The organism is Streptomyces sp. NPDC037401, from assembly GCF_055602345.1.
The window spans coordinates 83,996-109,806 of the sequence record NZ_JBVJWO010000007.1; the positions used below are offsets into that span (position 1 = coordinate 83,996).

The 25,811-nt window shown below is 73.6% G+C and carries 21 protein-coding genes and 3 pseudogenes; 13 read left to right on the top strand and 11 right to left on the bottom strand.

The features are described from left to right. Positions 1-17 precede the first annotated feature (17 nt). Together ACZ7H1_RS08720 and ACZ7H1_RS08725 are read right to left on the bottom strand one after the other, a co-directional pair. Positions 18-1,319: a deoxyguanosinetriphosphate triphosphohydrolase gene (locus tag ACZ7H1_RS08720; RefSeq protein WP_470784893.1), complete on the bottom strand. Its 1,302-nt coding sequence runs from the start codon at positions 1,317-1,319 to the stop codon at positions 18-20. Between the two features lie 46 nt (positions 1,320-1,365). Next, a complete protein-coding gene (locus ACZ7H1_RS08725) occupies positions 1,366-2,154 on the bottom strand; it encodes a sirohydrochlorin chelatase (RefSeq protein WP_470784895.1) in 789 nt (262 codons plus the stop codon). Between the two features lie 404 nt (positions 2,155-2,558). Between ACZ7H1_RS08725 and ACZ7H1_RS08730 the strand changes: the two are divergent. From ACZ7H1_RS08730 to ACZ7H1_RS08740, 3 genes and pseudogenes are all read left to right on the top strand, one after another. Beyond that, positions 2,559-3,226: pseudogene (locus ACZ7H1_RS08730) on the top strand (SanA/YdcF family protein). A 118-nt stretch (positions 3,227-3,344) separates the two neighbouring features. Beyond that, positions 3,345-3,676, top strand: a pseudogene (locus tag ACZ7H1_RS08735) (SDR family oxidoreductase); the annotation flags it as partial. Between the two features lie 67 nt (positions 3,677-3,743). Next, entirely contained in the window at positions 3,744-5,858 is a 2,115-nt protein-coding gene (locus tag ACZ7H1_RS08740; RefSeq protein ID WP_470784897.1) for a molybdopterin oxidoreductase family protein, read from the top strand. A 49-nt stretch (positions 5,859-5,907) separates the two neighbouring features. Here the strand turns inward: ACZ7H1_RS08740 and ACZ7H1_RS08745 are convergent, their stop codons facing one another. Together ACZ7H1_RS08745 and cutA are read right to left on the bottom strand one after the other, a co-directional pair. Next, the gene (locus ACZ7H1_RS08745) at positions 5,908-6,357 is read right to left on the bottom strand and encodes a gamma-glutamylcyclotransferase family protein (protein ID WP_470784899.1); all 450 of its coding nucleotides are present in this window, start codon (positions 6,355-6,357) and stop codon (positions 5,908-5,910) included. Continuing rightward, positions 6,354-6,665 carry a divalent-cation tolerance protein CutA gene (cutA, locus tag ACZ7H1_RS08750; RefSeq protein WP_470785157.1) on the bottom strand — a complete coding sequence of 104 codons (312 nt, stop codon included), beginning with the start codon at positions 6,663-6,665 and terminating at the stop codon, positions 6,354-6,356. Before cutA ends, ACZ7H1_RS08745 begins: the two co-directional genes overlap by 4 nt. Before the next feature lie 390 nt (positions 6,666-7,055). Here cutA and ACZ7H1_RS08755 point away from each other — a divergent pair. From ACZ7H1_RS08755 to ACZ7H1_RS08765, 3 genes and pseudogenes are all read left to right on the top strand, one after another. Then, positions 7,056-7,267 (top strand): annotated as a pseudogene (locus tag ACZ7H1_RS08755) (ATP-binding protein); the annotation flags it as partial. A gap of 231 nt (positions 7,268-7,498) precedes the next feature. Continuing rightward, positions 7,499-8,008, top strand: a complete 510-nt coding sequence (locus ACZ7H1_RS08760; RefSeq protein ID WP_470784901.1) for a hypothetical protein — start codon at positions 7,499-7,501, stop codon at positions 8,006-8,008. A 169-nt stretch (positions 8,009-8,177) separates the two neighbouring features. Next, positions 8,178-8,867: a class F sortase gene (locus ACZ7H1_RS08765; RefSeq protein ID WP_470784903.1), complete on the top strand. Its 690-nt coding sequence runs from the start codon at positions 8,178-8,180 to the stop codon at positions 8,865-8,867. A 31-nt stretch (positions 8,868-8,898) separates the two neighbouring features. Here the strand turns inward: ACZ7H1_RS08765 and ACZ7H1_RS08770 are convergent, their stop codons facing one another. From ACZ7H1_RS08770 to ACZ7H1_RS08780, 3 genes are read right to left on the bottom strand one after another with little or no spacing between them, the layout of a single operon-like run. Next, positions 8,899-9,681, bottom strand: a complete 783-nt coding sequence (locus ACZ7H1_RS08770; RefSeq protein WP_470784905.1) for a sulfite exporter TauE/SafE family protein — start codon at positions 9,679-9,681, stop codon at positions 8,899-8,901. A gap of 37 nt (positions 9,682-9,718) precedes the next feature. Further along, positions 9,719-9,964: a hypothetical protein gene (locus ACZ7H1_RS08775; protein WP_470784906.1), complete on the bottom strand. Its 246-nt coding sequence runs from the start codon at positions 9,962-9,964 to the stop codon at positions 9,719-9,721. A 14-nt stretch (positions 9,965-9,978) separates the two neighbouring features. Next, entirely contained in the window at positions 9,979-11,283 is a 1,305-nt protein-coding gene (locus ACZ7H1_RS08780) for a ferredoxin reductase family protein (protein ID WP_470784908.1), read from the bottom strand. A gap of 271 nt (positions 11,284-11,554) precedes the next feature. Here ACZ7H1_RS08780 and ACZ7H1_RS08785 point away from each other — a divergent pair, with 271 nt between their 5' ends. The 3 genes from ACZ7H1_RS08785 to nirD are packed head-to-tail and all read left to right on the top strand — an operon-like array spanning position 11,555 to position 15,697. Then, on the top strand, positions 11,555-12,796 hold the full coding sequence (locus ACZ7H1_RS08785) for an NAD(P)/FAD-dependent oxidoreductase (RefSeq protein ID WP_470784909.1): 1,242 nt from the start codon (positions 11,555-11,557) through the stop codon (positions 12,794-12,796). Continuing rightward, positions 12,783-15,350 carry a nitrite reductase large subunit NirB gene (nirB, locus tag ACZ7H1_RS08790; RefSeq protein WP_470784911.1) on the top strand — a complete coding sequence of 856 codons (2,568 nt, stop codon included), beginning with the start codon at positions 12,783-12,785 and terminating at the stop codon, positions 15,348-15,350. The genes ACZ7H1_RS08785 and nirB overlap by 14 nt, the downstream gene beginning before the upstream one ends. Then, positions 15,347-15,697 (top strand): nitrite reductase small subunit NirD, encoded by a 351-nt coding sequence (nirD, locus tag ACZ7H1_RS08795; protein WP_470784913.1) that lies wholly within the window; start codon positions 15,347-15,349, stop codon positions 15,695-15,697. Before nirB ends, nirD begins: the two co-directional genes overlap by 4 nt. A gap of 9 nt (positions 15,698-15,706) precedes the next feature. Here nirD and ACZ7H1_RS08800 read toward each other — a convergent pair whose 3' ends face one another. After that, entirely contained in the window at positions 15,707-16,114 is a 408-nt protein-coding gene (locus tag ACZ7H1_RS08800) for a VOC family protein (protein ID WP_470784914.1), read from the bottom strand. A gap of 160 nt (positions 16,115-16,274) precedes the next feature. On the opposite strand from ACZ7H1_RS08800, the gene ACZ7H1_RS08805 reads away from it, so the two are divergent. Both ACZ7H1_RS08805 and ACZ7H1_RS08810 read left to right on the top strand, forming a co-directional pair. Next, positions 16,275-16,859, top strand: coding sequence for an SRPBCC family protein (locus ACZ7H1_RS08805; RefSeq protein ID WP_470784915.1), 585 nt, complete (start codon positions 16,275-16,277; stop codon positions 16,857-16,859). Between the two features lie 134 nt (positions 16,860-16,993). After that, positions 16,994-18,151, top strand: a complete 1,158-nt coding sequence (locus tag ACZ7H1_RS08810) for an alkaline phosphatase PhoX (RefSeq protein ID WP_470784917.1) — start codon at positions 16,994-16,996, stop codon at positions 18,149-18,151. Between the two features lie 108 nt (positions 18,152-18,259). On the opposite strand, the gene ACZ7H1_RS08815 is transcribed toward ACZ7H1_RS08810, so the two are convergent. From ACZ7H1_RS08815 to dusB, 3 genes are all read right to left on the bottom strand, one after another. Continuing rightward, complete coding sequence (locus ACZ7H1_RS08815) at positions 18,260-19,261, bottom strand: ArsR/SmtB family transcription factor (RefSeq protein WP_470784919.1); 1,002 nt, start codon at positions 19,259-19,261, stop codon at positions 18,260-18,262. 444 nt (positions 19,262-19,705) lie between these two features. After that, on the bottom strand, positions 19,706-22,414 hold the full coding sequence (gene ppdK / locus ACZ7H1_RS08820; RefSeq protein ID WP_470784921.1) for a pyruvate, phosphate dikinase: 2,709 nt from the start codon (positions 22,412-22,414) through the stop codon (positions 19,706-19,708). A gap of 354 nt (positions 22,415-22,768) precedes the next feature. Beyond that, positions 22,769-23,929 (bottom strand): tRNA dihydrouridine synthase DusB, encoded by a 1,161-nt coding sequence (gene dusB / locus ACZ7H1_RS08825; protein WP_470784923.1) that lies wholly within the window; start codon positions 23,927-23,929, stop codon positions 22,769-22,771. A gap of 132 nt (positions 23,930-24,061) precedes the next feature. On the opposite strand from dusB, the gene ACZ7H1_RS08830 reads away from it, so the two are divergent. Continuing rightward, entirely contained in the window at positions 24,062-25,078 is a 1,017-nt protein-coding gene (locus ACZ7H1_RS08830) for an aldo/keto reductase (protein WP_470784925.1), read from the top strand. 20 nt (positions 25,079-25,098) lie between these two features. Further along, entirely contained in the window at positions 25,099-25,686 is a 588-nt protein-coding gene (locus ACZ7H1_RS08835) for a TetR/AcrR family transcriptional regulator (protein WP_470784926.1), read from the top strand. Positions 25,687-25,811: the final 125 nt, after the last annotated feature.

A 25,811-nucleotide genomic window follows, 5' to 3' on the forward strand; every position in this document is an offset into this window, starting at 1 on the left:
AAGAGGGAGTGGCCCGATCACCTCACCCCCCGGCGCGTCGTGAGGCGGGCGTGCAGGGAGCGCGCGGAGGCGTCCGTCAGGGACGCGAGCTGGTCGATGACGGCGCGTTTGCGGGCCTTGTCGTCGGGCGCGGCGTCGAAGAGGGCGCGGAACTGGGGGTCGAGGCCCTCGGGGGCGCGGGCGCTGAGCGCCTCGGCCAGTTCGGCCAGGACGATGCGCTGGTCGGCGCGCACCCGCTCCTGCTCCTCGCGCTGCATGACGTACAGGTCCGCGACGGCCTTGAGGACCGCGCATTCGTTGCGGGCGGCGCGCGGGATGACCAGTTCGGCGGCGTACCGGGTCAGGTGGCCGGGGCCGTGGGCCTCACGGGTCGCGCTCTCGGCCGCCATGCAGAAGCGGCCGATCAGCTGGCTGGTGGCGTCCTTGAGGCGGGCCTGGGCCACGGCGGAGCCGTCGTAGCCGTGGGGCCACCAGTCCTCGCCCATGAGCCGGTCGAGGGCCTCGCGCAACTCCTCGGGGTCCGTGTCGGCGGGGACGTACCGGCCGATCGCGACCCGCCAGATCTCGTCGCGCTCGGGGTCCGCGAAGAGGAGGTTCGGGTCGAGGTGACCGGCGTGCAGGCCGTCCTCGAAGTCGTGGACGGAGTACGCGACGTCGTCGGACCAGTCCATGACCTGGGCCTCGAAGCACTTGCGGTCGACGGGGGCGCCCCGCCGCAGCCATTCGAAGACGGGCAGGTCGTCGTCGTACGCGCCGAACTTGACCGAGTCGGGTTCGGTGGGGTGGCCGCCGCGCGCCCACGGGTACTTGGTGGCGGCGTCGAGGCAGGCGCGGGTGAGGTTCAGGCCGACGCTGACCAGCTCGCCGGTGTCGTCGGAGGGCACGAAGCGCTTCGGCTCGAGGCGGGTCAGCAGGCGCAGGGACTGGGCGTTGCCCTCGAAGCCGCCGCAGTCCTTCGCGAAGTCGTTGAGGACTTCTTCGCCGTTGTGCCCGAAGGGCGGGTGGCCCATGTCGTGGGAGAGGCAGGCGGCCTCGACGAGGTCGGGGTCGCAGCCGAGGGCGGCGCCGAGCTCACGGCCGACCTGGGCGCATTCGAGGGAGTGGGTGAGGCGGGTGCGGGGGCTGGCGTCCCAGTCCTGGGAGCGGGTGCCCGGGGTGACGACCTGGGTCTTCCCGGCGAGGCGGCGCAGCGCGGCGGAGTGCAGCACGCGGGCGCGGTCGCGCTGGAAGGCCGTGCGTCCCGGCCGCTTGTCGGGCTCGGTGGCCCAGCGTTCGGTGGCGGAGGGGTCGTAGAACGGTTCACGTGCGGTGCCTTCCATGCACCGACGTTAACCGGAGGCACCGACATTGCGGGGCCATACCGGGTCAGGCGGGCGCCAGTTCCCGGTGGGGGCGCTGGTGCGGGGCGGCGTACGGGCGGGTCAGGGCCCGGGCGTAGCGGTGCAGGACCAGCCGGGCCAGGGCCGGGTGGGCGCCGAGGGGCTCGGCGGCGGCTCCGGGGGCGGCCGCGGCGCTCTGGGCGGCGAAGCGGCCGGGAGCGGTGAAGTACGAGGCGACGGCGATCCGGTGGTGGCCGCGGGCGGTGAGGGCGCGGACGGCCTCGGGGACGGTGGGCGCGGCGGCGGAGGCGTAGCCGGGGAGCACGGGGGTGCCGCCGAGGCGCTCGGACAGCATCCGCGCGGTGGTGCGCGCGTCTGCGGCGGAGCGCGGGTCGCGGGAGCCGGCGCAGGCGAGGACGACGGCCGCGCCCGCGCCGGGGCTCCAGCCGGTGTCGAGGAGGCGGTCGTGGAGGGCCTCGACGAGGAGGGGGTGCGGGCCGAGGGGGTCGGCCACCCGGGCGCGCAGGCCGGTGGCGTCGGCCGCGCCGGCGGCGGCGCGGGGCAGGTCGTGCGTGACGTGGTGGCCGCGGCCGAGGAGGAGGGGGACGAGGACGGCCTCGCCGTCGCAGGCTCCGGGCGCGCCGGGTCCGCCGGGGGTGTCGGGTCCGCCGAGGGTGGCGAGGGTGTGGTCGAGGAGCGGCTCGTTCAGCTCGATGTGGCCGAGCCGGACTCGCAGCCGCGGGCTCAGCTCGCGGACCCGGTCGAGCAGGGCGGTCACGGTCTCGAGGGCTCGCGGGTCACGGCTGCCGTGGGCGACGGCGACGAGGGTGGGCATGCGGGGGCTCCGTTCCGCCGGGCCCTCGGCGGGCGCAGGCCGCTGAGCTGGGTGCCGAGCTGGAGGGTGATCCGGCCGAGCAGCTCGGCCGGGCTGCCGAAGGGAAGGGGGGCGAGCAGGGGAAACGACTCGGGAGGGTGCACCGGCTCCGTCATGAACCGATCCTGACCGGCGGAGGTTGCGCTGCGGTTGCGCGGGCGTGACGGGTGTTTTCCGGCTGCTCACGGAAGCGGGCGGGGCCCGGAGATGAAACCGCGGGGGGCTTCGGCGCGTCCCAGGACAGAGATCGTCACGGCGGGGCGGGCGGGCAGCGCCCGCCGGGCACCGCAGCGGCCTGTCGCGGAGCGGCACGGGCCGGCACACGGCAGCACGGCAGCACGGCACGGAACGGCACGGGGGAGAACATGGGCATACGAGGCTGGCGGCGGACCGTTCAGGCCGTGATGGCGGGGTGCGTGATCGCGCTGCTTCCCTCGGCGTGGACGCACACGACGGCCGCGGACCGGCTGCGGACGACCGCGGACGCGCCGGCCGCGGACGTCGCGGTGGTCTTCGGCGCCGGGCTCTGGAAGGGCCGGCCGACGCCCTACCTGGCCCGCCGGCTCGACGCCGCCGCCGACCTGTACCGGACCGGCAAGGTCAAGGTGGTGCTGGTGACCGGGACAACAGCCGCACCGAGTACGACGAGCCGGACGCCATGCGGACGTACCTGACCGCGCACGGCGTCCCCGCCGACCGGGTCGTCAGCGACCACGCCGGCTTCGACACCTGGGACTCGTGCGTCCGCACCAAGAAGATCTTCGGCGTGGACCGGGCGGTGCTGATCAGCCAGGGCTTCCACATCCGGCGCGCGGTAGCGCTGTGCCAGGCCGCCGGGGTCGAGTCGTACGGCGTGGGCGTGACCGACGTGCACGACGCGACCTGGTACTACGGCGGCGCGCGGGAGGTGTTCGCCGCGGGGAAGGCGGCGCTGGACGCGGCCTTCACCCCCGATCCGCACTTCCTGGGGCCGCGGGAGGACGGGGTCGCGCGGGCGCTGGCGGGTGCCGACGGGCAGCCGCAGGCGCGCTGACAGCGGGGGACGCTCTGGCAGACTGCCGCCACGACCCTGTGACGAACAGTCATACGGTGCGCGGCTACCCGAAGCGGATCCCCGGACTGCGCGATGAGGTGCTCACCGTGGCTGTACCGGATCCGGTCGATCTGAGTGGCAAAGGGGCGTGCGCGGCCTGTCGAGATCGGCGCCGTCGAGCTGGCGGAGGCCCGGATCCGGGTGAACTCCGTCCACCCGGGCATGACGCTGACCCCGATGACCGCCCCGGTCGGCATCAGGGCGGGCGAGGGCGACTACCCCGGCACTCCGATGGGGCGGGTCGGCGTACCCGGAGAGGTCGCGGCCGCGGTGGCGTTCCTGCTGTCGGACGCGGCGGCGTACGTGACGGGCGCGGAGCCGGCCGTGGACGGCGGCTGGACGGCGGGCATGACGGCCGGGCGCCTCACCGGAGCGGGTCCGGGACGCTGAGGGCGGCGTGTCCTCGGCGTAACGTGCGCCGGGGCCGGGCGTAACACCCGCGTCGCACGCTGGGCCCATGCACCCCGAGGACCCCGCCGCCGCGACCACCCCGACGCACTGCCCCTACTGCGCGCTCCAGTGCGGCATGAACCTGCAGCCCGCGCCGGAGGGCGTCACGGTGGCGGAGCGGCCGGACTTCCCGGTCAACCGGGGCGCGCTGTGCGGCAAGGGCCGTACCGCGCCCGCGCTGCTCTCGTCCCGGGTGCGGCTGACCGAGCCCCTGATCCGCTCCCGCGCCACGGGCCGGCTCGAGCCGGCCGGCTGGGAGGAGGCCCTCGACGCGGTCGCCGAGGGGCTGGCCCGCACCGGCCGCGTCCACGGCCGGGACGCCGTCGGGGTCTTCGGCGGCGGCGGGCTGACGAACGAGAAGGCGTACGCGCTCGGGAAGTTCGCCCGTGTCGCGCTGCGCACCTCGCAGATCGACTACAACGGCCGCTTCTGCATGTCCTCGGCCGCCGCCGCGCACCAGCGGGCCTTCGGCCTCGACCGCGGGCTGCCCTTCCCGCTGGAGGACGTCCCGCGCACCGGCTGCGTGATCCTGGTCGGCTCCAACCTCGCCGAGACCATGCCGCCGGCGCTGCGCTTCCTGACCGAGCTGAAGGAGAACGGCGGCACCCTGATCGTCATCGACCCGCGCCGGACGCGGACCGCCGAGCAGGCCGACCTGCACCTGGCCCCGCGCCCCGGCACCGACCTGGCGCTCGCGCTGGGCCTGCTGCACCTGGTGGTCTCCGAAGGCCGGACCGACGAGGAGTTCATCGCGGCCCGTACGACCGGCTGGGACGAGGCCCGCGCCTCGGCGATGGCGCACTGGCCGGAGCTCGTCGAACGGATCACCGGGGTGCCCGTGCCGAAGCTGCGCGAGGCGGTACGGATGTTCTGCGCGCCGGAGTCGGCGATGGTGCTCACCGCCCGCGGGCCCGAGCAGCAGTCCAAGGGCACCGACACGGTGGGCGCGTGGATCAACCTGTGCCTGGCCACCGGCCGGGCGGGCCGGCCGCTGTCCGGGTACGGCTGCCTGACCGGCCAGGGCAACGGGCAGGGCGGGCGGGAGCACGGCCAGAAAGCCGACCAGCTGCCCGGCTACCGGAAGCTGACCGACCCGGCGGCGCGGGCGCACGTGGCCGCGGTGTGGGGGGTGGACCCGGATTCGCTGCCCGGTCCGGGGCGCAGCGCGTACGAACTGCTCGACGCGCTCGGCGGCGACGTGAAGGCGCTGCTGCTGATGGGCTCGAACCCGGTGGTGTCGGCCCCGCGGGCCGCGCACATCGAGGAGCGGATGCGGTCGCTGGACTTCCTCGCGGTCGCGGACGTGGTGCTGTCGGAGACGGCGGCGCTGGCGGACGTGGTGCTGCCGGTGACGCAGTGGGCGGAGGAGACGGGCACCACGACCAACCTGGAGGGGCGGGTGCTGCTGCGGCGCCGGGCCCTGACTCCCCCGGCCGGTGTGCGCAGCGACCTGGAGGTGCTGCACGGGCTGGCGGCCCGGCTCGGCGTCGAGAACGCCGACAAGGGTTTCCCGGCCGACCCGGAGGAGGTGTTCGAGGAGCTGCGGCGCGCGTCCGCGGGCGGGCCGGCGGACTACTCCGGGATCGACTACGGGCGGATCGCCGCCGAGGACGGGGTGTTCTGGCCCTGCCCCGAGGGGACGCAGGGCACGCCGCGGCTGTTCCTCGACCGGTTCGCGACGGACGACGGGCGGGCGCGGTTCGTGCCCGTGGCGCACCGGGAGGCGGCCGAGATGCCGGACGCGGAGTACCCGCTGCTGCTGACGACGGGGCGGGTGGTCGCCCAGTACCAGTCCGGCGCGCAGACCCGCCGGGTGGCGGAGCTCAACGCGGCCGCGCCGGGGCCGTTCGTGGAGCTGCACCCGCGGCTGGCCGAGCGGATCGGGGCCGTCGAGGGCGCCCCGCTGGAGGTGGTCTCGCGCCGGGGCCGCGCGGTGGCCCCGGCCCGGATCTCGGACGCGATCCGGGCGGACACCGTCTTCATGCCGTTCCACTGGCCGGGCGAGGGCCGGGCCAACTCCCTGACGAACCCTGCGCTCGACCCGGTCTCCCGGATGCCGGAGTTCAAGGTCTGCGCGGTGCGCGTGCGGCCGCTCGGGGCAGTCCCAGTCCCGGCACCGTAGCCCCGGCCGCCGGTGCGCCGCGCGGCCGGGCCGGGCCGCCGCGGGCGCCTCACGGCCGGGCGGGGCGGCGGGTGAGCCAGTCGCCGGTCGGGATCGGCGTGCCCGACCGGGCCAGGCGGCGGGCCAGCAGGGGGGCCGCGAGGTAGACCCATGCGGGTACGGCCGTGCCGTCGGCCAGCAGGACGTCGCGCGCGACCCGGTCGTAGAGGTTCCCGGGGCGCCCCGGGCCGTCGTACTCCTCCAGCACGTCGAGCTCCGCGAGCAGTTCGGCGTACCGCACGGCCACCGGGGTGATCAGCTCGCCGACGATCTGCGCCCCCGCCCGCTCGACGGCGTACGGATAGCCCGGCCCGTCGTACAGGGCCGCGCCCGGGAGGCGGGCCGGGACCTCCGCCGCGGTGCGGCCGCGCAGGAACAGGTCGTGGTTGACCTCGCCCGGCCGCAGGGTGCCGTAGACGAAGAACGGCAGCTGCCCCTGGAGTCCGGCAGCGGCGCTCACGGCGCGGTCTCCGCGGCCACCCAGTCCAGGTACGCGGCGCTCCCCCGGACCACGGGCGTGGCGATGATCTCCGGGGTGTCGTACGGATGCGCCTCCAGCAGCCACGCCTCCAGGGCGTCGTAGGCCGCGGCGGTCGCCTTGAACAGCACCTGCCACTCCGAGGCGGTCTCCACCTCGCCCTTCCAGCGGTAGACGGAGGTGACCGGGCCCGATATCCGTGCGCAGGCGGCGAGCCGGGCGGCGACCGCATCGCGGGCCAGCGCCCCGGCCCCGTCCGCCGAGTCCACGGTGGTCAGGACCGCGAGCACCGACGGCGCCTGTGCCTGTGCCTGTGCCTGTGCCGGCGATCGCGTCGGCGGGACTGCCGGTTCCGGCCGTTCGACCGATGTCACGGGGTGCCTCCCTCGGTTACAACGGGAGTTCCGGCCCCGGCCGGAAGTCCCGAGTCACGTGTGTCGGCGCATCGTATGCGCCGCTGTTACACGACGTCCCGGTGTCCGCGACGGACCGCCGTCTACGGTCGATTGTCCGCGCCCCCGACCCCCTGCGACGACCCCCCATGACCCCAGTCCCCCGCCGTACCGCCCGGCGCACCGCGGCCGCTCCGGCACTCGCCGGAGCCCTCGTCGCAGTCCTCTGCGCAGGTGGCTGCGCCGCACCCGGCGGGCTGGCCCGGGGCGAGCCCGCGCCCGCCGTATGTCACGGTGGCCGACCGCGGGCCCGGTTCCCGGCGAAGCTGCTGCGCGAGGGCCCGCAGCGGTTCCTGACGGGCGCGACGGAGCGCGGTCGGGGGACCGGGCTGGGCCTGACGATCGCGCTCGGCCAGGCGCAGGTGATCGGGGCCCGGGTCACGCTCGCGAACCGCACCGGGGGCGGCGCGTGCGCTTCCGTCGTACTGCCTGCGGCCTGACCGGCCGCGGCGGGGGTGACGGGCGGGCGAGGCCGCGGCGTCACCCGGACGGGGCGGTGGTGACCCGGATGCCGCGGAATTCGCGTACGGGCCTCTGACGTGCCCGAACGCCCCGGCGCCGGGGCCCAATCCGCCGCACCCGGCCGGATCTGAAACAGGGTCAGAAGGCGCGGCGCCGCCGCGGGGCCTTACCTCGGAGACACGACCCCGCGCCTTCCGGAGGAGCGATCCATGCGCCGCCGCCCCGCAGTCCTGCTGACCGGCACCCTGCTGTCCGCCGCCCTGGCCGGTCCGGCGGCCGCCTTCGCCGCCGCCGGGGACTTCGCACCGCTGGAGATCTCGCCGCGGTCGGCCGCGCCCGGGGACACCGTCACCGTCAGCACCACGGCGTGCGGCCCGCACGGCAACGCCGACGGCGACGCGACCACCGTCGGCGGCGGCCGCTTCCACCTGGTGCCCGGCAGCCGCAAGGAAGGGGTGGCCGGCCACTTCCGGGTCGCGCACGACACCCGCCACGGCACCTACGGCATCGGAGTCACCTGCGCCAACGGCAAGTTCGCCACGGGCGACGTGATCGTCACCGAGCGCGGCCCGCAGGGCCACGTGCAGACCGGCGTGGGCGGCGGTACGAAGGATTCCGCCGACCCCGTCCAGATCGCGGCGGGAGTGGCCGTGCTGGCCGCGGCCGCCGTCGGCGGTACCTGGGTCCTGCGTCGCCGGGCGAGCGGCGCGCAGGCCTGACGGACTCCCCGCGGTCCGCAGGTACCGTCCCCGTCGCCCGCCCCCGAGGTCCCCCCGCTCGCGCGGGCGGGCGACGGCTCTCCTCCGCGTCCTTTCCCGTGCTTCCCCGTGCTTCCCCGTGCTTCTCCGTGCTTCCCCGTCCGGCATCCGCACCCGAGGGGGTCCTCCCATGCCCGGCGACAACCGCACCGCCCGCCACTGCGGCGCCGTCGCCCTCGCCGTCTGCACCGGCATCTGGCTGATCGGCAACGGCCTCGGCGTGCGCGAGGAGCCGCCGCAGCCCGCCGCCAGCGAGTCGCTCGCGGGCGCCGGCGCCGGCGCCCGTACGTCCGGAGCCGCCGCCGGCTCCGACTCCGGCCGGGCCGCGGGCACGGAGTACGCGTCCCGGGCGGTCACCCCGCTGCCCCCCGCCCCGCCCGACCGGATCCGGATCCCCGCCATCCGCGTGGACGCCCCGCTGACCGGTCTCGGGCTCCAGCGCGACGGGCGGCTCCAGGTGCCGCCGCCGGAGCGCCGGAACCTCGCGGGCTGGTACCGCGGCGGCACCGCGCCCGGTGCCGCCGGCACCGCGATCGTGGCCGGGCACGTGGACCACGCAAAGGGCCGGGCCGTCTTCTACGAACTGGGCGCGCTGCACCGGGGCGACGCCGTCGAGGTGGCCCGCCGGGACGGCCGTACCGCGGTGTTCACGGTGTACGCCGTCGAGGTGTACGACGCGAAGGCCTTCCCTGACCGGAAGGTGTACGGCCCGGCGCCGGGCGCCGAGCTGCGGGTGATCACCTGCGGCGGCGGCTTCTCGGAGCGCACCGGATACCGCGGCAACGTCGTCGTCTTCGCCCGGCTGTCCGGCACCTACTGACGGGCGGCGGTCGGCGCGCCCGCCGACCGCCTCAGGCGGCCCACTGCTCGAAGCCGAGCTTGACCACGAGCGCGCACACCACGGAGAGCAGCACGCCGCGGACGAAACCTGTGCCCTTCTTGAGGGCCGTGCGCGCCCCCGCCATCCCGCCGGCGAGGTTGAACACCGCGAGCAGGGCGGCCAGCTGCCACAGCACCTGGCCCTGGTAGGCGAACATCGCGAGCGCGCCGGCGTTGGTGCAGACGTTGACGATCTTGGCGGTGGCGGAGGCGGCGACCAGGTCGAGGTGGAGCACGGCCGTCAGCGACAGCACGAGGAACGTGCCCGTACCCGGACCGATCATGCCGTCGTAGAAGCCGATGCCCACTCCGGCCAGGAGGACCGCGGCGGCCATGCGGCGGCGCGAGACCGGGCCGGGGGGCGGGGCGGTGCCGAAGGCGGGCTTGAAGATCACGAAGCCCGCGACCAGCAGCAGCACGGCCATGATCAGCGGCCGGAGCGCGTCGCGGCCGAGGAGCCCGGCGCAGGCCGCGCCCGCCGTCGAACCGGCCAGCGCGGCAAGCCCGATCCGCACGGCGGTCCGTACGTCGACCGGTGCCCGGCGCGCGTAGGTGACGGCGGCGCCCGACGTGCCGACGATTCCGACGGCCTTGTTGGTGCCGAGCGCGTACACGGGCGCGGTCCCGGAGGGCAGGCCCAGCAGGAGCGCGGGGAGCAGCAGCAGCCCGCCACCCCCGACCACGGCGTCCACCCAGCCCGCGGCGGCCGCGGCGAGGCAGAGGAGGATCAGGACGGTCAGCGGTATCTCGGGCACGCCCGCGACCTTACGAAGCAGTTAGGTGCAGAGTCCATCAATCTCCGGAAAGTTGCGCTGCGCTTGAGCTTTCGGCCGGGCGCGCCCGGTCGGGGGCGACGGGGGCGGCCGGGTCGACCGCCGTGGTGAGCACGGTGGCGGCGAGCGCGCTGGCCGTGGCCAGGCCTGCGGCCAGCCGCCGCTGCGGCGGGACGCCCGCCAGCACAGCGCGGGCGGAGACCAGCAGCGCCCGCGCCTTCGGCGGGCAGGTGCGCAGCGGGGAGGGTTTGCGGTGACGGGCCATCGGGACGGCGCTCCTCAGAAGCTGAAGCATTCGGAGTGGATGTGTCCGGCCGGGACCCCGGCGCGGATCAGGGCGGCGGTGGTGGCGTCGGCCATGGCGGGCGGTCCGCACAGGTACACGTCGCGTTCGGCGAGGTCCGGGACCAGCCGGCGCAGGGCCTGCGGGGCCAGCGGCTGGTACGCGGCGTCGGACGGGCCGAGCAGGAAGTGCAGCCCGGCCTGCCGGGCCGCCGCGATGGCCTCCAGCTCGTGCCGCAGCACCAGCTGCTCCGCCGCGCCCGCCCGGTAGAGCAGCGTGAGGTCGCCGGGGCCGCCCGGCAGGGTCTCGAAGAGCGCGCGCAGCGGGGTGATGCCGACCCCGCCGGCGATCAGCAGCACGCGCGGGCGGGTCCGGCGGTGCGCGGTGAGCGCGCCGAAGGGGCCGGTGGCGAGGACGCGGGTGCCGGGGCGGAGCCGGCGGATCCGGCGGGAGTGGCCGCCGAGCGCCTTGACCGTGATCCGCAGGAAGTCGCCCTGCACCGGCGCCGAGAGGGAGAAGGGCAGTGCGGTGTACCAGAGCCTGCGCTGGAGGAAACGCCAGCGCAGGAACTGGCCGGGTTCGGCGCGCAGCTCGCCCAGCGCCTGCCCGCGGACGAGCACGGACACCACCCCGGGCCCCTCGGAGCGCACTTCGGCGACGCGCAGCGCGTGCCGCAGCGCCTGCCGGACCGGAACCACGCCGCGGTACCAGACCAGCAGGACGGCGACGGCCGAGTGCAGCAGGGCCCAGAGCCACGCGACCGGGGCGAACGACGCGAGATCGGGCCCGGCGAGCTGGTGGGCGAAGGCGAGGGCGGCGGCGAGGTAGGCGCCGAAGTGGACGCCCCGCCAGGTCTCGTGGGCCACGCGGCGGCGCACGGAGCGGGCGGAGCTGACGCCGACCGCGGCGAGCAGCGCGGTGCCGGCGGCCGCGGCGGCCAGTGCGGGGTAGCCGAGCAGCCCGGCGGTGGCGGCGATCAGGTCGGTACCGGTGTGCACGGCGTACCCGAGGAGGGCGAGGAGGGCGTGCCCGAAGCAGAGCGAGAGCACCAGGCGGCCGCCGCGGGCGTGCCACCGGGCGAGGCGGTCCGCGCCGACGCCGTGCTCGACCGCGGGGACGCGGGCCATCAGGAACAGCATGACGAGGATCCCGTACCCGGCGAGGAGGCCGGTGAGATGGGCGGCGGCGGCGAACAGCGCGTCGGGGCGGGCAGAGGGCCGCAGCTGCGCGCCCCACAGCAGGACGACTGCCCCCGCACCGGCTGCCAGCCCGGCGCGGAGCTGCGCGGGGGCGGTCTTCATGCTCCCCACGCTAAGCGGCTCCAGCGGGGTGCCAGGCGGCTCCGACGGCCCCGCGGTGATCCTTAAGGCGCCCTTGAGCCGCGCCTCACCACGGGTTAACGGACCTGCCGGGCGCGGCCTGCCGGACGCGTGCCGAGGGCCGCCGCGACGCGGCGGGCCGGGGGCGGCAGGGCGGGGCTCACAGTCCGGGGCACGGCAGGTGAGGGCAGCGTTCCGTGTGGGAAACAGGGGGGTTCCCCGCGGGAAACAGCGACGCCGCACGCTCACCGGTATGACCTCGCAACCGCGTGTGGTGGTGATCGGCGCCGGGATGGCCGGCCTGCGGCTCGCCCAGCGCCTCGGCCCCGCCGCCTCCGTGACCGTGCTCGGCGAGGAGCCGCACGCCCCGTACAACCGGGTGCTGCTCGCCGAGGTGCTCGCGGGCCGCTACGGCCCGGAGGTCACCGCGCTCCCGGCTCCCGGCCCCGCCCTGCGGCGCGGCGTCCGCGCCGTCCGCATCGACCCGGCCGACCGTACCGTCCACTGCGACGACGGCGCGGCCCTGCCGTACGACACCCTCGTGCTCGCCACCGGCTCCAACCCCGTACTGCCCCCGCTCCGCGGGCTCTTCGAGCCCGGGGGCCGCGACCTGCCCGACGGCGTGCACCCCTTCCGCACCATGGCCGACTGCCTGGCCCTGTCCGAGGCGGTCCGCCCCGGCCTGCGCACGGTCGTCGTCGGCGGCGGACTGCTCGGCGTCTCGGCGGCCCGCGCGCTCGCCGAGCGGGGCGCGCAGGTGGTCCTGGCCCAGCAGGGCGACCGCCTGATGGAGCGCCAGCTCGACGAGGAGGCCTCGGCCCTGCTGCTGCGGCACATCGGCGCGCTGGGCGTGGAGGTGCACACCGAGTGCCGGGTCCGCGGCCTCACCACCGCCCCCGGCCCCCGCCGCGTCACCGGCGTCGAGCTCGCGAACGGCCTGCGCCTGGACGCCGACCTGGTCGTGCTGGCCTGCGGGGTGCGCCCCCGCACCGGACTCGCCCAGGCCGCCGGGCTGACCGTACGCAAGGGCATCGTGGTCGACGACGAGCTGCGCACCAGCGACCCGCACATCCACGCGATCGGGGACTGCGCCGAGCACGACGGCCGGGTGTACGGGCTCGCCGGGCCGGCCCTGGAACAAGCCGACGCGCTGGCCGCCGTCCTCACCGGCACCCGCCCCGCCGGCGCCGGCCACTACACCGGCACCCGCGCCCTGACCCGGCTCACCCTCGTCGCGGGCGACCGGCCGCTCGACCTGGCCGCCTTCGGCGAGACCACCCCCCTGCCGGGCGACGACGTCCTGCACCTGGCCGACGCCACCCGCAGCACCTACCGCAAGGTCGTCGTGCGCGGCGACCGGCTGGTCGGCGGCGTGCTGCTCGGCGAGCTCTCCACCGTGGGCGCCCTCGCCCGGACCTGGGAGAGCGACGAACCGCTTCCGGATTCCCCCCGGAATCCGCTGCTCCACCTGCTCACCGACGATGGAGGCTCCTGACGTGACCACCCCTGAAACGATCGTGCTCATCGGGCACGGCATGGTCGGTCAGCGCTACCTCGAAGCGCTCACCGACCGCGGAGTGAACGGCCGGACCCACCGGATCGTCGTCCTCTGCGAGGAGCCCCGCCCCGCCTACGACCGCGTGCACCTCACCTCGTACTTCTCCGGCAGCAGCCCCGAGGACCTCTCCCTTACCCCGGCCGGGTTCATGGAGGAGCACGGGATCGAGCTGCACCTCGGAGACCCCGCCGAGGCGGTCGACCGGGAGGCGCGCACCGTCACCGCCCGCTCCGGCCGGGTGTTCCGGTACGACACGCTGGTGCTCGCCACCGGCTCGTACCCCTTCGTCCCGCCCGTTCCGGGCAAGGACGCCCCGGGCTGCTTCGTCTACCGCACGGTCGAGGACCTCCTCGCGATCGAGGAGTACGCCAAGGACAAGACGGAGGGCGCCGTCGTCGGCGGCGGCCTGCTCGGGCTGGAGGCCGCCGGCGCGCTCCAGGGCCTCGGCCTGGGCACCCGGATCGTGGAGTTCGCGCCCCGGCTGATGCCCGTACAGGTCGACGAGGGCGGCGGCGCCGCCCTGCGGCGGACCGTCGAGTCCATGGGCCTGACCGTCCACACCGGCGTGGGCACCCAGGAGATCGTCACCGGGCCCGACGGCTCGGTCACCGGGATGAAGCTCTCCGACGGCAGCACCGTCGACGCCGGACTCGTCGTCTTCTCCGCCGGCGTCCGCCCCCGCGACCAGCTGGCCCGGGACTGCGGCCTCGCGGTCGGCGAGCGCGGCGGCATCACCGTCGACGAGAACTGCCGCACCTCCGACCCCCGCATCTACGCGATCGGCGAGTGCGCCCTCGCGGCCGACGGCCGGGTCTACGGACTCGTCGCACCCGGCTACGAGATGGCCCTGACCGCAGCGGACGACCTGGCCGGCCGCCGCGAGCTGACGTTCACCGGCGCCGACCTGTCCACCAAGCTCAAGCTGCTCGGCGTCGACGTGGCCTCCTTCGGCGACGCGCACGGCACCGCCGAAGGCTGCCTGGACGTCGTCTACTCCGACTCCCGCTCCGGCGTCTACAAGAAGCTGGTCGTCGGCCCGGACGGCATCCTGCTCGGCGGCGTGCTGGTGGGCGACGCCGACTCCTACGGGCTGCTGCGCCCGCTCACCGGCTCCGTACCGCCCGTCTCCCCCGAGCAGCTGGTGCTGCCCGCCGGGATAGGCGCCCCGGCCGCCCTCGGCCCGGCCTCCCTGCCCGACGACGCGGTGATCTGCTCCTGCCACAACGTCACCAAGAAGGCCATCACCGCCTGCACGACCCTCCCCGAGGTCAAGAAGTGCACCAAGGCGGGCACCGGCTGCGGCTCGTGCGTGAAGGTCATCGGCCAGCTGCTGCCGGCCGCCGGGGACAAGGGCCTGTGCGGCTGCTTCCCGCACACCCGCGCCGAGCTCTACGAGATCGTCCGCACCCTGCGCCTGACCTCCTTCGCCGCCCTGCTGGACAGCCACGGGCGGGCGGAGGCCCGGGGCGGCGAGGGCTGCGAGGTCTGCAAGCCCGCCATCGGCTCGATCATCGCCTCGCTCGCACCGACCATCGGCGCGCAGGGCTACGTCCTGGCCGGCGAGCAGGCAGCCCTCCAGGACACCAACGACCACTTCCTCGCGAACATGCAGCGCAACGGCTCGTACTCGGTCGTCCCCCGGATCCCCGGCGGCGAGATCACCCCCGAGAAGCTCATCGTGATCGGCGAGGTGGCCCGCGACTTCGGCCTCTACACGAAGATCACCGGCGGGCAGCGCATCGACCTGTTCGGCGCGCGCGTGGACCAGCTCCCGCAGATCTGGGCCCGGCTGGTGGACGCCGGATTCGAGTCCGGGCACGCGTACGGCAAGGCGCTGCGCACGGTGAAGTCGTGCGTGGGGCAGACCTGGTGCCGCTACGGCGTCCAGGACAGCGTCCGCATGGCCATCGACCTCGAGCTGCGCTACCGGGGCCTGCGCGCCCCGCACAAGCTCAAGTCGGCCGTCTCCGGCTGCGCCCGCGAATGCGCGGAGGCGCAGAGCAAGGACTTCGGGGTGATCGCGACCGCCGGTGGATGGAACCTGTACGTGGGCGGCAACGGCGGGGCCACCCCGCGCCACGCCGACCTGCTCGCCCAGGACCTGTCGGACGCCGAGCTCGTCCGCCTCATCGACCGGTTCCTCATGTTCTACATCCGCACCGCCGACCGGCTGGAGCGCACCTCGACCTGGCTGGAGCGGCTGGAGGGGGGACTCGGCCACCTCCGCGACGTGATCGTGCACGACTCGCTCGGGCTGTGCGGCGAGCTGGAGTCCCTGATGGCCGACCACGTGGCCCACTACCGCGACGAGTGGGCCGAGACCCTCGACGACCCGGACCGGCTGCGCAGGTTCGTGTCGTTCGTGAACGCGCCCGGGGCGCCCGACCCGTCGGTGCGCTTCGTGCCGGAGCGCGACCAGGTCAAGCCCGACCTGACCGTGCTCACCCTCAGCCCGCCGGCCCGCCCCCTGGAAGGAAGCTCCGCCCGATGACGATCGAACTGTGCCTCGACGAGACGTGGCTCACGGTGTGCGAGCTCGGGGCCGTGACCCCCGGGCGCGGGGTGGCCGCGCTGCTGCCCGACGGCAGCCAGGCCGCCGTCTTCCTGGACCGGTCCGGCCGCCCGTACGCCATCGGCAACCGGGATCCGTTCACCGGGGCCCAGGTGCTCTCCCGCGGGCTGCTCGGCTCCGCGGCCGGGCGGCCGTTCGTGGCCTCCCCGCTGCTCAAGCAGCGCTTCGACCTCGAATCGGGGCGCTGCCTGGACGACGACGAGGTGGCGGTCCGCACCTACCGGGTCCGGACCGCTCCCACCTCGGCCGCCGCGCCCCGCGCGTGACCGCAGCCGTCAGCCCTGCTCCGCCTGCGGGTCCATCCAGACGAGCTCCCACTGGTGGCCGTCCAGGTCGTCGAAGGAGCGGGAGTACATGAAGCCGTAGTCGTCGGCGTCCCGGGTCCGGGTGGCGCCGGCGGCCTCGGCCGCGTCGGCCAGCTCGTCGACCTGCGCACGGCTGTCCGCGCTCAGCGCGATGATCGCCTCGGTCGACCGCCGGGCGTCCGCGATGTCCTTCTTGGTGAACTCCTTGAACTTGGGCTCGGTCAGCAGCATGGCGAAGATCGTGTCGCTGATGACCATGCAGGCGGCCGTGTCGTCGGAGAACTGGGGGTTGAAGGAGTAGCCCAGCTTGCCCCAGAAGGTCTTGCTCGCCTCCAGGTCCTTGACCGGCAGGTTCACGAAGATCATGGTGGCGGGCATCGGTTTCTCTTTTCTCTCGGCGCTCCGGGCGGTGCGGCGTCGTGCAGCTTTCGAGAGGTAGACCGCAGGCCCCTGCGGAACTCATCGGTCTCTGGCACACATTTTCCAGGACCCCGGCAAGGTCCGCGAAACCGCAGGTCAGGCAGCCGATGAGCAGGACATGAGCGCAACCAGTAGCGTCGGGGACATGGCCGTCAAGAAGATCACCGAGAAGCTGTCGGGCGAGGCGCTGGCCGCGGAGACCGGCCGGGACTGGCCCGCGTGGTTCGCCGAGCTCGACGCCTGGGGCGCGACCGGCCGCACGCACACCGAGATCGCCCGCCACCTGGTCGAGGCGTACGGCGTGAGCGGCTGGTACGCCCAGTCGGTCACCGTCGGGTACGAGCAGGAGCGCGGCCTGCGCGAGGTCGGGCAGTCCTGCGACGGGGACTGGCAGGCGAGCGGCAGCCGGACCGTGCACGCGCCCGCCGAGCGGGTCACCGAGGCCTTCGCGGACGACGCCCTGCGTGCGCGCTGGCTCCCCCATGCCGACTTCAGCCTGCGCACCCACCGGCCCGGCAAGTCGGTGACGGCGGACTGGGACGGCGGCAGCAGCCGGATCTCGGTCTACCTGACCCCGAAGGGCGCGGACCGGACGCAGGTGGGGGTGGGCCACACCAAGCTCGCGGACGCGGACGCGGTGGCCGTCTACAAGACGTACTGGAAGGAACGCCTGGGGGTCCTCAAGGACCTCCTCGAAGGCTGAACCGCAAGGACGGCCTCCGGATTCCGTCACGACACGCCCCGTTGACGTGGCGTCAATTCCGCACTCCTATGTTCCTCGGCGCGCGACCTCGCGGCCGGCCGGCCGCGGGGCCTCCCTCCCCCCATGGAGTGACCGTGGAACGTCGTAACTTCCTGCGCGGTGCCGTGATCGGCACCTCGGCCGCAGCCTTCGGCGGCACGCTGATGCACGGGGCGGCCTACGCGGCGCCCGCCCAGCCCGGCCCCGGCCCGTACGGAGCGCTCGGCGCGGCGGATGCGAACGGGATCATGCTGCCGAGCGGCTTCACCAGCAGGGTGATCGCCCGCTCCGGCCAGACCGTCAGCGGCACCTCGTACACCTGGCACAACGCCCCCGACGGCGGTGCCTGTTACACCGACGGCTCGGGCTGGATCTACGTCTCGAACTCCGAGATCAACCCCGGCGGCGGCGCGAGCGCGGTGAAGTTCAACTCCTCGGGCACCGTCACCGGCGCGTACCGGATCCTCTCCAACACCCGTACCAACTGCGCGGGCGGCAAGACCCCGTGGAACACCTGGCTGTCCTGCGAGGAGGTGGACCGCGGCTTCGTGTACGAGACCGACCCGTACGGCGTCAACGCCGCCGTGCAGCGCCCCGCCCTGGGCCGCTTCAAGCACGAGGCCGCGGCCGCCGACCCGGTGCGCCAGGTGATCTACCTGACCGAGGACGAGTCGAGCGGCTGCTTCTACCGCTTCATCCCCACCACCTGGGGCAACCTCTCCTCCGGCACCCTCCAGGTGCTCAAGGCCGGCACGGCCACCTCCGGCTCCTTCACCTGGCAGACCGTGCCCGACCCGGACGGCTCGCCGACCGCCACCCGCAGCCAGGTCTCGGGCTCGAAGAAGTTCAACGGCGGGGAGGGCTGCCACTACGCCAACGACACCGTGTGGTTCACCACCAAGGGCGACAACCGCGTCTGGCAGCTCAACCTGACGAACAGCACCTACGAGCTGGCCTACGACGACTCGCTCGTGAGCGGCGGCGCCCCGCTGACGGGCGTCGACAACGTCACCGGCTCGTCGTTCGGCGACCTGTACGTCGCCGAGGACGGCGGCAACATGGAGATCTGCGTGATCACCCCGGACGACGTCGTCGCGCCGTTCCTGCGGATCACCGGGCAGTCCTCCTCCGAGATCACCGGCCCGGCCTTCTCCCCGGCCGGAAACCGCCTGTACTTCTCCAGCCAGCGCGGTACGAGCGGCAGCTCCTCCGGCGGCATCACGTACGAGGTCACCGGCCCCTTCCGCACCTGACCGCCCGGCACCGGACCGGTGCCGGACCAGTGCCGGGCCCACGTGCCCGACGACGCAAGGCCCCCGGCCGGAAGATCCCGGCGGGGGCCTTGCGGCGTTCCCTTCCGCTTACGAGGCGACCGCGCCGCCCCTCAGCAGCGCCGCCCCCAGCGGGGTGACCGTGTGCAGGACGGCGTTGCCGTGCCGCAGCGTGGTGACGAGACCCGCCTCGCGCATCACGCAGGCGTGCTGGCTGGCGGAGGCCAGCGAGACGCCGGCCCGGCGGGCGAGCTCGCTGGTCGTCGCCCCGTCCCCTATGGCGCGCAGCACCACCGAGCGGGTGTGCCCGACCAGCTTCCCCAGGGTCCGCTGGCGGTACTCCTCCCCCGGGCGCGCCGGATCCCCGCCCGGGTACGCCGAGGCGAGCTGGGCGGCGGCCGGGTACACGAGCACCGGCGGCAGCTCGGGATCGTGCAGGGTCACCGCGGTCCGGCGGCAGAAGAACGACGGCTGGAGCAGCAGGCCCCGCCCGCGCAGCCGCACGTCCCGGTCCACCGGGTAGTCGCACTCCAGCACCGGGGCCCGCCAACGCATCATCGTCGGCAGCGAGGACAGCAGCTCGTCCGCACCGCCGTCGAGCAGCGCCCGGCCGCGCGCGGCCCGCTCGGCCTCGATCTGGGCCTGGATGTGCGGCCAGTACGGCTCCACGGCCGCCCGGTGGTACCGGCGCAGCTCCGCGACCAGCCGGGACACCTGCCCCGGGCCGCCCTCGGCGAACTCCCGCACCCGCCCCGGCAGCGCCTGCCCCGGACGGGCCAGCAGGGCCGTCTCGCGGCGCAGCCTGGGCGCGCGCGTGCCGAGGATCGCGTCGAGCCCGAGGTCCATGCCGTACCGGCCCTCCACGGGCGTCAGAAAGTCCGGGAAATACCCGCGGGTAGGTATCAACGCGCCCAGGAGGCGTGTTTCACCATTCAACCGGGTACGGGTTTCCGTACGCCATTCACCGAACAGTCGGACATCCCGCCGGTCTCTTAATCGATGGAAACTCAGAATCGTTTCCCACAACGCATCGGGTCTTCCTGCCATCCGCACCCGTGCCAGGTCCACTCCAGTGAAATGGATACGCAGCACCGAACCCCCACCTGTGCAACCGCAATCCCCCCGCCCCATGAGTATGCACACCGTCACGCGACGTCACCACGTCCTTTCGGCCACAGTTGAAACCCCTTTCGGCAGGGGCGTGACAAGCGAAATGCTGTAGTCCGCCGGGCACACTCCGGGGCGACCGGAAACGCTTCGCGAAGGCCGTGGGGGGCTTTGCGGAGCCTGGCGGTCGGTCGCACTGGGATGCGCCGACGTGTCCGGCAGATTGACAGGAGGCGGCGGACGGGTGGGGATCCGTCCGCCGCCTGCTGGTGTGTGAATTCCGGTTAATCGCCGGCCGGGCGCGGACGCGCCGGAACCGCCACCGGCTCGGTGAGGGTTCTGGTGAGCCTGTGACGGTTCCGGAGTGGGTGCGCCCCGCCCCGGGGTGTCAGGGATCCCCGGGGCCGGGCGCAGTCTGTGGTGCGCCGGTCAGCGGCTGTCGCTGCCCTTCGCCTCGGCGGCGGCACGGCCGGCCTCCAGGCGCGCCACCGGGATCCGGAACGGCGAGCAGGAGACGTAGTCGAGGCCGACCTCGTGGAAGAAGTGCACCGACTCGGGGTCGCCGCCGTGCTCGCCGCAGACGCCGAGCTTGAGGTCGGGGCGGGTGGCCCGGCCGGCCTGGACGGCGCTGCGGACCAGGGAGCCGACGCCGTCCCTGTCGATGGTCTCGAAGGGCGAGACCCCGAAGATGCCCTTCTCCAGGTACGCGGTGAAGAAGCTGGCCTCGACGTCGTCGCGGGAGAAGCCCCACACCGTCTGGGTCAGGTCGTTCGTACCGAAGGAGAAGAACTGCGCGGCCTCGGCGATCTGCCCGGCCGTCAGGGCGGCGCGCGGCAGCTCGATCATCGTTCCGATGCTCAGCTTGAGGCTGGTGCCCGTGGCGGCCTCGACCTCGGCGATGACCTGGTCGGCCTCTTCGCGGACGATCTCGAGCTCCTGGACGGTGCCCACGAGCGGGATCATGATCTCGACCCGCGGGTCGCCCTTGGCGTTGGCGCGCTCGGCCGCGGCCTCGGCGATCGCCTTGACCTGCATGGCGAACAGACCGGGGATGACCAGGCCGAGGCGGACACCGCGCAGACCGAGCATCGGGTTCTGCTCGTGCAGCTTGTGGACGGCCTGGAGCAGGCGCAGGTCGTTCTCGTTGGCGTCCTTGCGGGACTCGGCGAGGGCGACGCGCACCGACAGCTCGGTGATGTCGGGCAGGAACTCGTGCAGCGGCGGGTCGAGCAGCCGGACGGTGACGGGCAGGCCGTCCATCGCCTCGAACAGCTCGATGAAGTCCTTCTTCTGCAGCGGCAGGAGGGCACTGAGTGCCTCCTCCCGCTCCGAGTCGGTGTCCGCGAGGATCAGGCGCTCGACCATCTCGCGGCGCTCGCCGAGGAACATGTGCTCGGTGCGGCACAGGCCGATGCCCTGGGCGCCGAAGCGGCGGGCGCGCAGCGCGTCCTCGGCGTTGTCGGCGTTGGCGCGCACCCGCAGGCGGCGGACGCGGTCCGCGTACGCCATGATCCGGTGCACGGCGGCGACGAGCTCGTCGGCGTCGTCGGCGCCGGCGTGCATGCGGCCCTCGAAGTACTCGACGACCGGCGACGGTACGACGGGTACCTCACCGAGGTAGACCTTGCCGGTGGAGCCGTCGATGGAGACGACGTCGCCCTCTTCGATGACCGTCCCGCCGACCGTCATGCGGCGGCGCTTGGTGTCGACGTCGAGCTCCTCGGCGCCGCAGACACAGGTCTTGCCCATGCCGCGGGCGACGACGGCGGCGTGCGAGGTCTTGCCGCCGCGCGAGGTCAGGATGCCCTCGGAGGCGATCATGCCGTCCAGGTCGTCCGGGTTGGTCTCGCGGCGGATCAGGATGACCTTCTCGCCGGAGCGGGACCACTTGACGGCCGTGTACGAGTCGAAGACGGCCTTGCCGACCGCCGCGCCCGGGGAGGCGGCGATGCCGCGGCCGAGCAGGGTGGTCTTGGCGCCCTCGTCGAAGCGCGGGAACATCAGCTGCGCCAGCTGGTGGCCGGTGACGCGCTGGAGGGCCTCGGCCTCGGTGATGAGGCCCTGGTCCACGAGCTGGGTGGCGATGCGGAAGGCCGCGCCCGCGGTGCGCTTGCCGACGCGGGTCTGGAGCATCCACAGCTGGCCGCGCTCGATGGTGAACTCGATGTCGCAGAGATCCTTGTAGTGGTTCTCCAGCGTCGTCATGATCGTCATGAGCTGGTCGTACGAGGCCTTGTCGATGGCCTCCAGGTCCGCGAGCGGCACGGTGTTGCGGATGCCCGCGACCACGTCCTCGCCCTGGGCGTTCTGGAGGTAGTCGCCGTAGACGCCCGCGTGGCCGCTGGCGGGGTCGCGGGTGAAGGCGACGCCGGTGCCGGAGTCGGGGCCCAGGTTGCCGAAGACCATGGAGCAGATGTTGACCGCGGTGCCCAGGTCGCTCGGGATGCGCTCCTGACGGCGGTAGAGCTTGGCGCGGTCGGTGTTCCACGAGTTGAAGACCGCCTCGACGGCGAGGTCCAGCTGCTCGCGGGCGTCCTGCGGGAACTCGCGGCCGGCTTCCTTGGCCACGATCTTCTTGAAGTGCTTGACCAGCTTCTTCAGGTCGGCGGCGTCGAGGTCGGTGTCGACGGTGACCTTCTTGGCGGCCTTGGCCTCGTCGAGGGCGTCCTCGAAGAGCTCGCCGTCGATGCCGAGGACGGTCTTGCCGAACATCTGGACCAGGCGGCGGTACGAGTCCCAGGCGAAGCGCTCGTTGTCGGCCTGGCGGGCGAGGCCGACGACCGACTCGTCGGAGAGACCGATGTTGAGGACCGTGTCCATCATGCCCGGCATCGAGAACTTGGCGCCGGAGCGGACGGAGACCAGCAGCGGGTCGTCGGACTGGCCGAGCTTCTTGCCCATCTTCGCTTCGAGGGCGTCCAGGTGGGCGCTGACCTCGTCGCGCAGCGCGGCCGGTGCCTCGCCGCTCTCCAGGTAGACCTTGCAGGCCTCGGTGGTGATGGTGAAGCCGGGAGGAACCGGCAGACCCAGGTTGGTCATCTCGGCGAGGTTGGCCCCCTTGCCGCCGAGAAGGTCCTTGAGGTCCCGGTTGCCCTCGGTGAAGTCGTAGACGAACTTCTGATCTTTGTTTTCCGACACGGGTCTCGACTCCTCGAGGACTCGGTGGCTGCCCTGACGGCCAGGAACATACCCAGATCGAAGGCATCCCGGTACGTCCACTTGGTCGTCATACGGCTTCAACCACCCGTCCGCCACCAGATCGAAAGTAACTGTTGAGTAGCCCGATCCCCCCAAAAGCCTTCACATCCCGAAGGCCGAGACGCCCGGAGAGGCTTGCCCACGCCCAGATGAGCGATCATCGATCCATTTGCGTTCAAGCCTTGAACACACAAAGGGTGGCACCCAGTGCCACCCTTTGAGAAGTGCATCCGCGATTTATGCGCTCATCTGAGCGCAACCCCTCGCATGCGTGGCGCATATCACGCCCATCGTTCAGCCTCCGGACGTGTCCAGTTCGGCTTCCTCGCTCACCCCGGCACAGTCGTACGGATCCTTGAGCCAGCCCTCCGGGAGGACAACTCGGTTGTTTCCGGACGTACGGCCCCGCGGGCCGTCCGCGCTCTCCGGCCAGGGCTGATCCAGATCGAGCTCGCTCAGATGAGCGTCCAACTCGGCCAGGGAGGAGATGACGGCGAGCTTCTTGCGCATCTCCGAACCGACCGAGAAGCCCTTGAGGTACCAGGCCACGTGCTTACGGAAGTCGATCACTCCGCGGGCCTCGTCGCCGATCCACTCGCCGAGCAGGGTGGCGTGCCGCAGCATGACCGCGGCCACCTCCCGCAGCGCCGGTGCGTAGTAGTCCTGCGGCCGGCCCTCGAAGGCCGCCACCAGGTCGTTGAAGAGCCACGGGCGCCCCAGGCAGCCGCGGCCGACGACCACGCCGTCGCAGCCGGTCTCGCGGACCATGCGCAGGGCGTCCTCGGCGCACCAGATGTCGCCGTTGCCGAGCACGGGGATCTCCGGCACGTGCTCCTTGAGTCGCGCGATGGCCTCCCAGTCGGCGGTGCCGCCGTAGTGCTGGGCGGTGGTGCGTCCGTGCAGGGCGATGGCGGTGACGCCCTCCTCGACGGCGATCCGGCCGGCGTCGAGGTAGGTCAGGTGGTCGTCGTCGATGCCCTTGCGCATCTTCATCGTCACCGGGAGGTCCCCGGCGCCGGACACGGCCTCGCGCAGGATGGCGCGGAGCAGGTTGCGCTTGTAGGGCAGGGCCGAGCCGCCGCCCTTGCGGGTGACCTTGGGCACCGGGCAGCCGAAGTTCAGGTCGATGTGGTCGGCCCGGTCCTCTTCGACGATCATCCGGACCGCCTTGCCGACCGTGGCCGGGTCGACGCCGTAGAGCTGGATCGAGCGCGGCTTCTCGGCCGCGTCGAAGTGGATCAGCTGCATGGTCTTCTCGTTGCGCTCGACCAGCGCCCGCGTGGTGATCATCTCGCTCACGAAGAGCCCCTTGCCACCGCTGAACTCGCGGCAGAGGGTACGGAAGGGAGCGTTGGTGATACCGGCCATGGGCGCGAGCACCACCGGCGGCTGCACGGTGTGCGGGCCGATCGTCAGGGCGGCGGGGAGCGTGGTCATCCCCCCATTGTCGCGCATCGCATATTCGTTAGTTAGTCATACTATCGATCCCCCTTCCGGGTCGCGCCGCCGACGGCATCTCCGAGGGCACTTCCATCCTGACGGCTGACAGATATTGAAATCTGTCAGCCGTCATGTCATCCTCGTGCCATGACCACTGACGCACCCCTCCGCTCCCTCGGCTCGGCCGGCCCCTCCGTGTTCCCCCTCGGCCTCGGCTGCATGGGGATGTCCGCGCTGTACGGCGACGCCGACCGCGCCGAGTCGATCGCGACCATCCACGCCGCCCTCGACGCCGGCGTCACCCTGCTGGACACCGGTGACTTCTACGGCATGGGGCACAACGAACTCCTCATCAACGAAGCCCTGCGCACGGCCCCCGCAGCCGTCCGCGACAAGGCCCTCACCAGCGTCAAGTTCGGGGCGCTGCGCACGGTCGAGGGCGGCTTCACCGGGTACGACGGCCGCCCCGAGGCGGTGCGCAACTTCCTCGCGTACTCCCTCCAGCGGCTGGGCCGGGACCACATCGACGTCTACCGGATCGCCCGCGTCGACCCCGACGTGCCGATCGAGGAGACGATCGGCGCGATCGCCGAGGCCGTGCAGGCCGGACACGTGCGCCACATCGGGCTCTCCGAGGTGGGTGCGGACACGATGCGCCGCGCCGCCGCCGTCGCCCCGATCTCCGACCTCCAGATCGAGTACTCGCTGATCTCCCGGGGCATCGAGGCGGAGATCCTGCCCACCGCGCGGGAGCTCGGCATCGGCGTGACGGCGTACGGCGTGCTGTCCCGCGGGCTGATCAGCGGGCACTTCACCCGCGACCGGCTGCTCGCCCCCGGGGACTTCCGCGGGATGAGCCCGCGCTTCCAGGGCGACAACCTCCACCGCAACCTCGACCTGGTCGAGGCCCTGCGCAAGGTCGCCGAGGCCAAGGGGGTCTCGGTGGCGCAGACCGCCATCGCCTGGGTGCTCTCCCGCGGCGACGACGTGGTGCCGCTGATCGGGGCCCGGCGCCGGGACCGGCTGGCCGAGGCGCTGGGAGCCCTGGAGATCGCCCTCGACGCGTCCGACCTCGCGGCGATCGAGGAGGCGGTCCCGGCCGGGGCCGCTGCGGGCGAGCGCTACCCGGCAGCCCAGATGGCCCACCTCGACAGCGAGCACTGACCTCCGGGTACGGTCGTCCCATGCCACCCGCCGAAGCCCTGACCCCCGAGCGCATCCTCGAAGCCACTGAGGAGGTACTGCGCCGCTTCGGGCCCGGCAAGGCGACCGTGGTCGACGTCGCCCGGGCCCTCGGGGTCAGCCACGGCAGCGTCTACCGCCACTTCCCCTCCAAGGCCGCCCTGCGCGAGGCCGTGACCGACCGCTGGCTGGGCCGGACCGTCGGCCGGCTGGAGGAGATCACCTCGGCCCCGGCGGAGGCGGCCCCCACCAAGCTCGAGGCCTGGCTGGAGGCCCTCTTCGAGGCCAAGCGCCACAAGGCCGGCGACGACCCCGAGCTGTTCGCGACGTACACCGTCCTGCTCGCCGAGAGCAGCGGGGTCGTCGACGCCCATCTGACCGAGCTGATCTCCCAGCTGGCCCGGATCATCGGCGAGGGTGCGGCCTCGGGCGAGTTCACCGCCGAGGACGTCCCGGGCGCCGCCCGCGCGGTCTTCGACGCGACGGCCCGCTTCCACGACCCGCAGTACGCGGCGGAATGGCAGCGCCCGGAGATCGTCACGGAGTTCGAGGCCGTGTCCGCCCTGGTCATCCGGGGTCTGCGAGCCTGACGGGTCCCGGCGCCGAGCACGTACGGAACGAAAAAGACCGGTGGCCCGGTGCGCACTGCGCAAAGGGGGAGCCAGGTGGTTTTCCCGGGGGGGCGGGGGGGGGGGGGGGGGAGGGAGAGGGGGAA

Bases quoted from the DNA above. Each gene is read 5' to 3' on its own strand.
- ACZ7H1_RS08765 (WP_470784903.1), top strand. From the start codon at position 8,178: ATGCCCGGCGACAACCGCACCGCCCGCCACTGCGGCGCCGTCGCCCTC.
- dusB (WP_470784923.1), bottom strand. From the start codon at position 23,929: ATGCGCGACAATGGGGGGATGACCACGCTCCCCGCCGCCCTGACGATC.
- ACZ7H1_RS08780 (WP_470784908.1), bottom strand. From the start codon at position 11,283: ATGAAGACCGCCCCCGCGCAGCTCCGCGCCGGGCTGGCAGCCGGTGCG.
- ACZ7H1_RS08720 (WP_470784893.1), bottom strand. From the start codon at position 1,319: ATGGAAGGCACCGCACGTGAACCGTTCTACGACCCCTCCGCCACCGAA.
- ACZ7H1_RS08805 (WP_470784915.1), top strand. From the start codon at position 16,275: ATGAGCGCAACCAGTAGCGTCGGGGACATGGCCGTCAAGAAGATCACC.
- ACZ7H1_RS08775 (WP_470784906.1), bottom strand. From the start codon at position 9,964: ATGGCCCGTCACCGCAAACCCTCCCCGCTGCGCACCTGCCCGCCGAAG.
- ACZ7H1_RS08785 (WP_470784909.1), top strand. From the start codon at position 11,555: ATGACCTCGCAACCGCGTGTGGTGGTGATCGGCGCCGGGATGGCCGGC.
- ACZ7H1_RS08830 (WP_470784925.1), top strand. From the start codon at position 24,062: ATGACCACTGACGCACCCCTCCGCTCCCTCGGCTCGGCCGGCCCCTCC.
- ACZ7H1_RS08725 (WP_470784895.1), bottom strand. From the start codon at position 2,154: ATGCCCACCCTCGTCGCCGTCGCCCACGGCAGCCGTGACCCGCGAGCC.
- nirB (WP_470784911.1), top strand. From the start codon at position 12,783: ATGGAGGCTCCTGACGTGACCACCCCTGAAACGATCGTGCTCATCGGG.
- ACZ7H1_RS08740 (WP_470784897.1), top strand. From the start codon at position 3,744: ATGCACCCCGAGGACCCCGCCGCCGCGACCACCCCGACGCACTGCCCC.
- nirD (WP_470784913.1), top strand. From the start codon at position 15,347: ATGACGATCGAACTGTGCCTCGACGAGACGTGGCTCACGGTGTGCGAG.
- ACZ7H1_RS08835 (WP_470784926.1), top strand. From the start codon at position 25,099: ATGCCACCCGCCGAAGCCCTGACCCCCGAGCGCATCCTCGAAGCCACT.
- ACZ7H1_RS08760 (WP_470784901.1), top strand. From the start codon at position 7,499: ATGCGCCGCCGCCCCGCAGTCCTGCTGACCGGCACCCTGCTGTCCGCC.
- ACZ7H1_RS08800 (WP_470784914.1), bottom strand. From the start codon at position 16,114: ATGCCCGCCACCATGATCTTCGTGAACCTGCCGGTCAAGGACCTGGAG.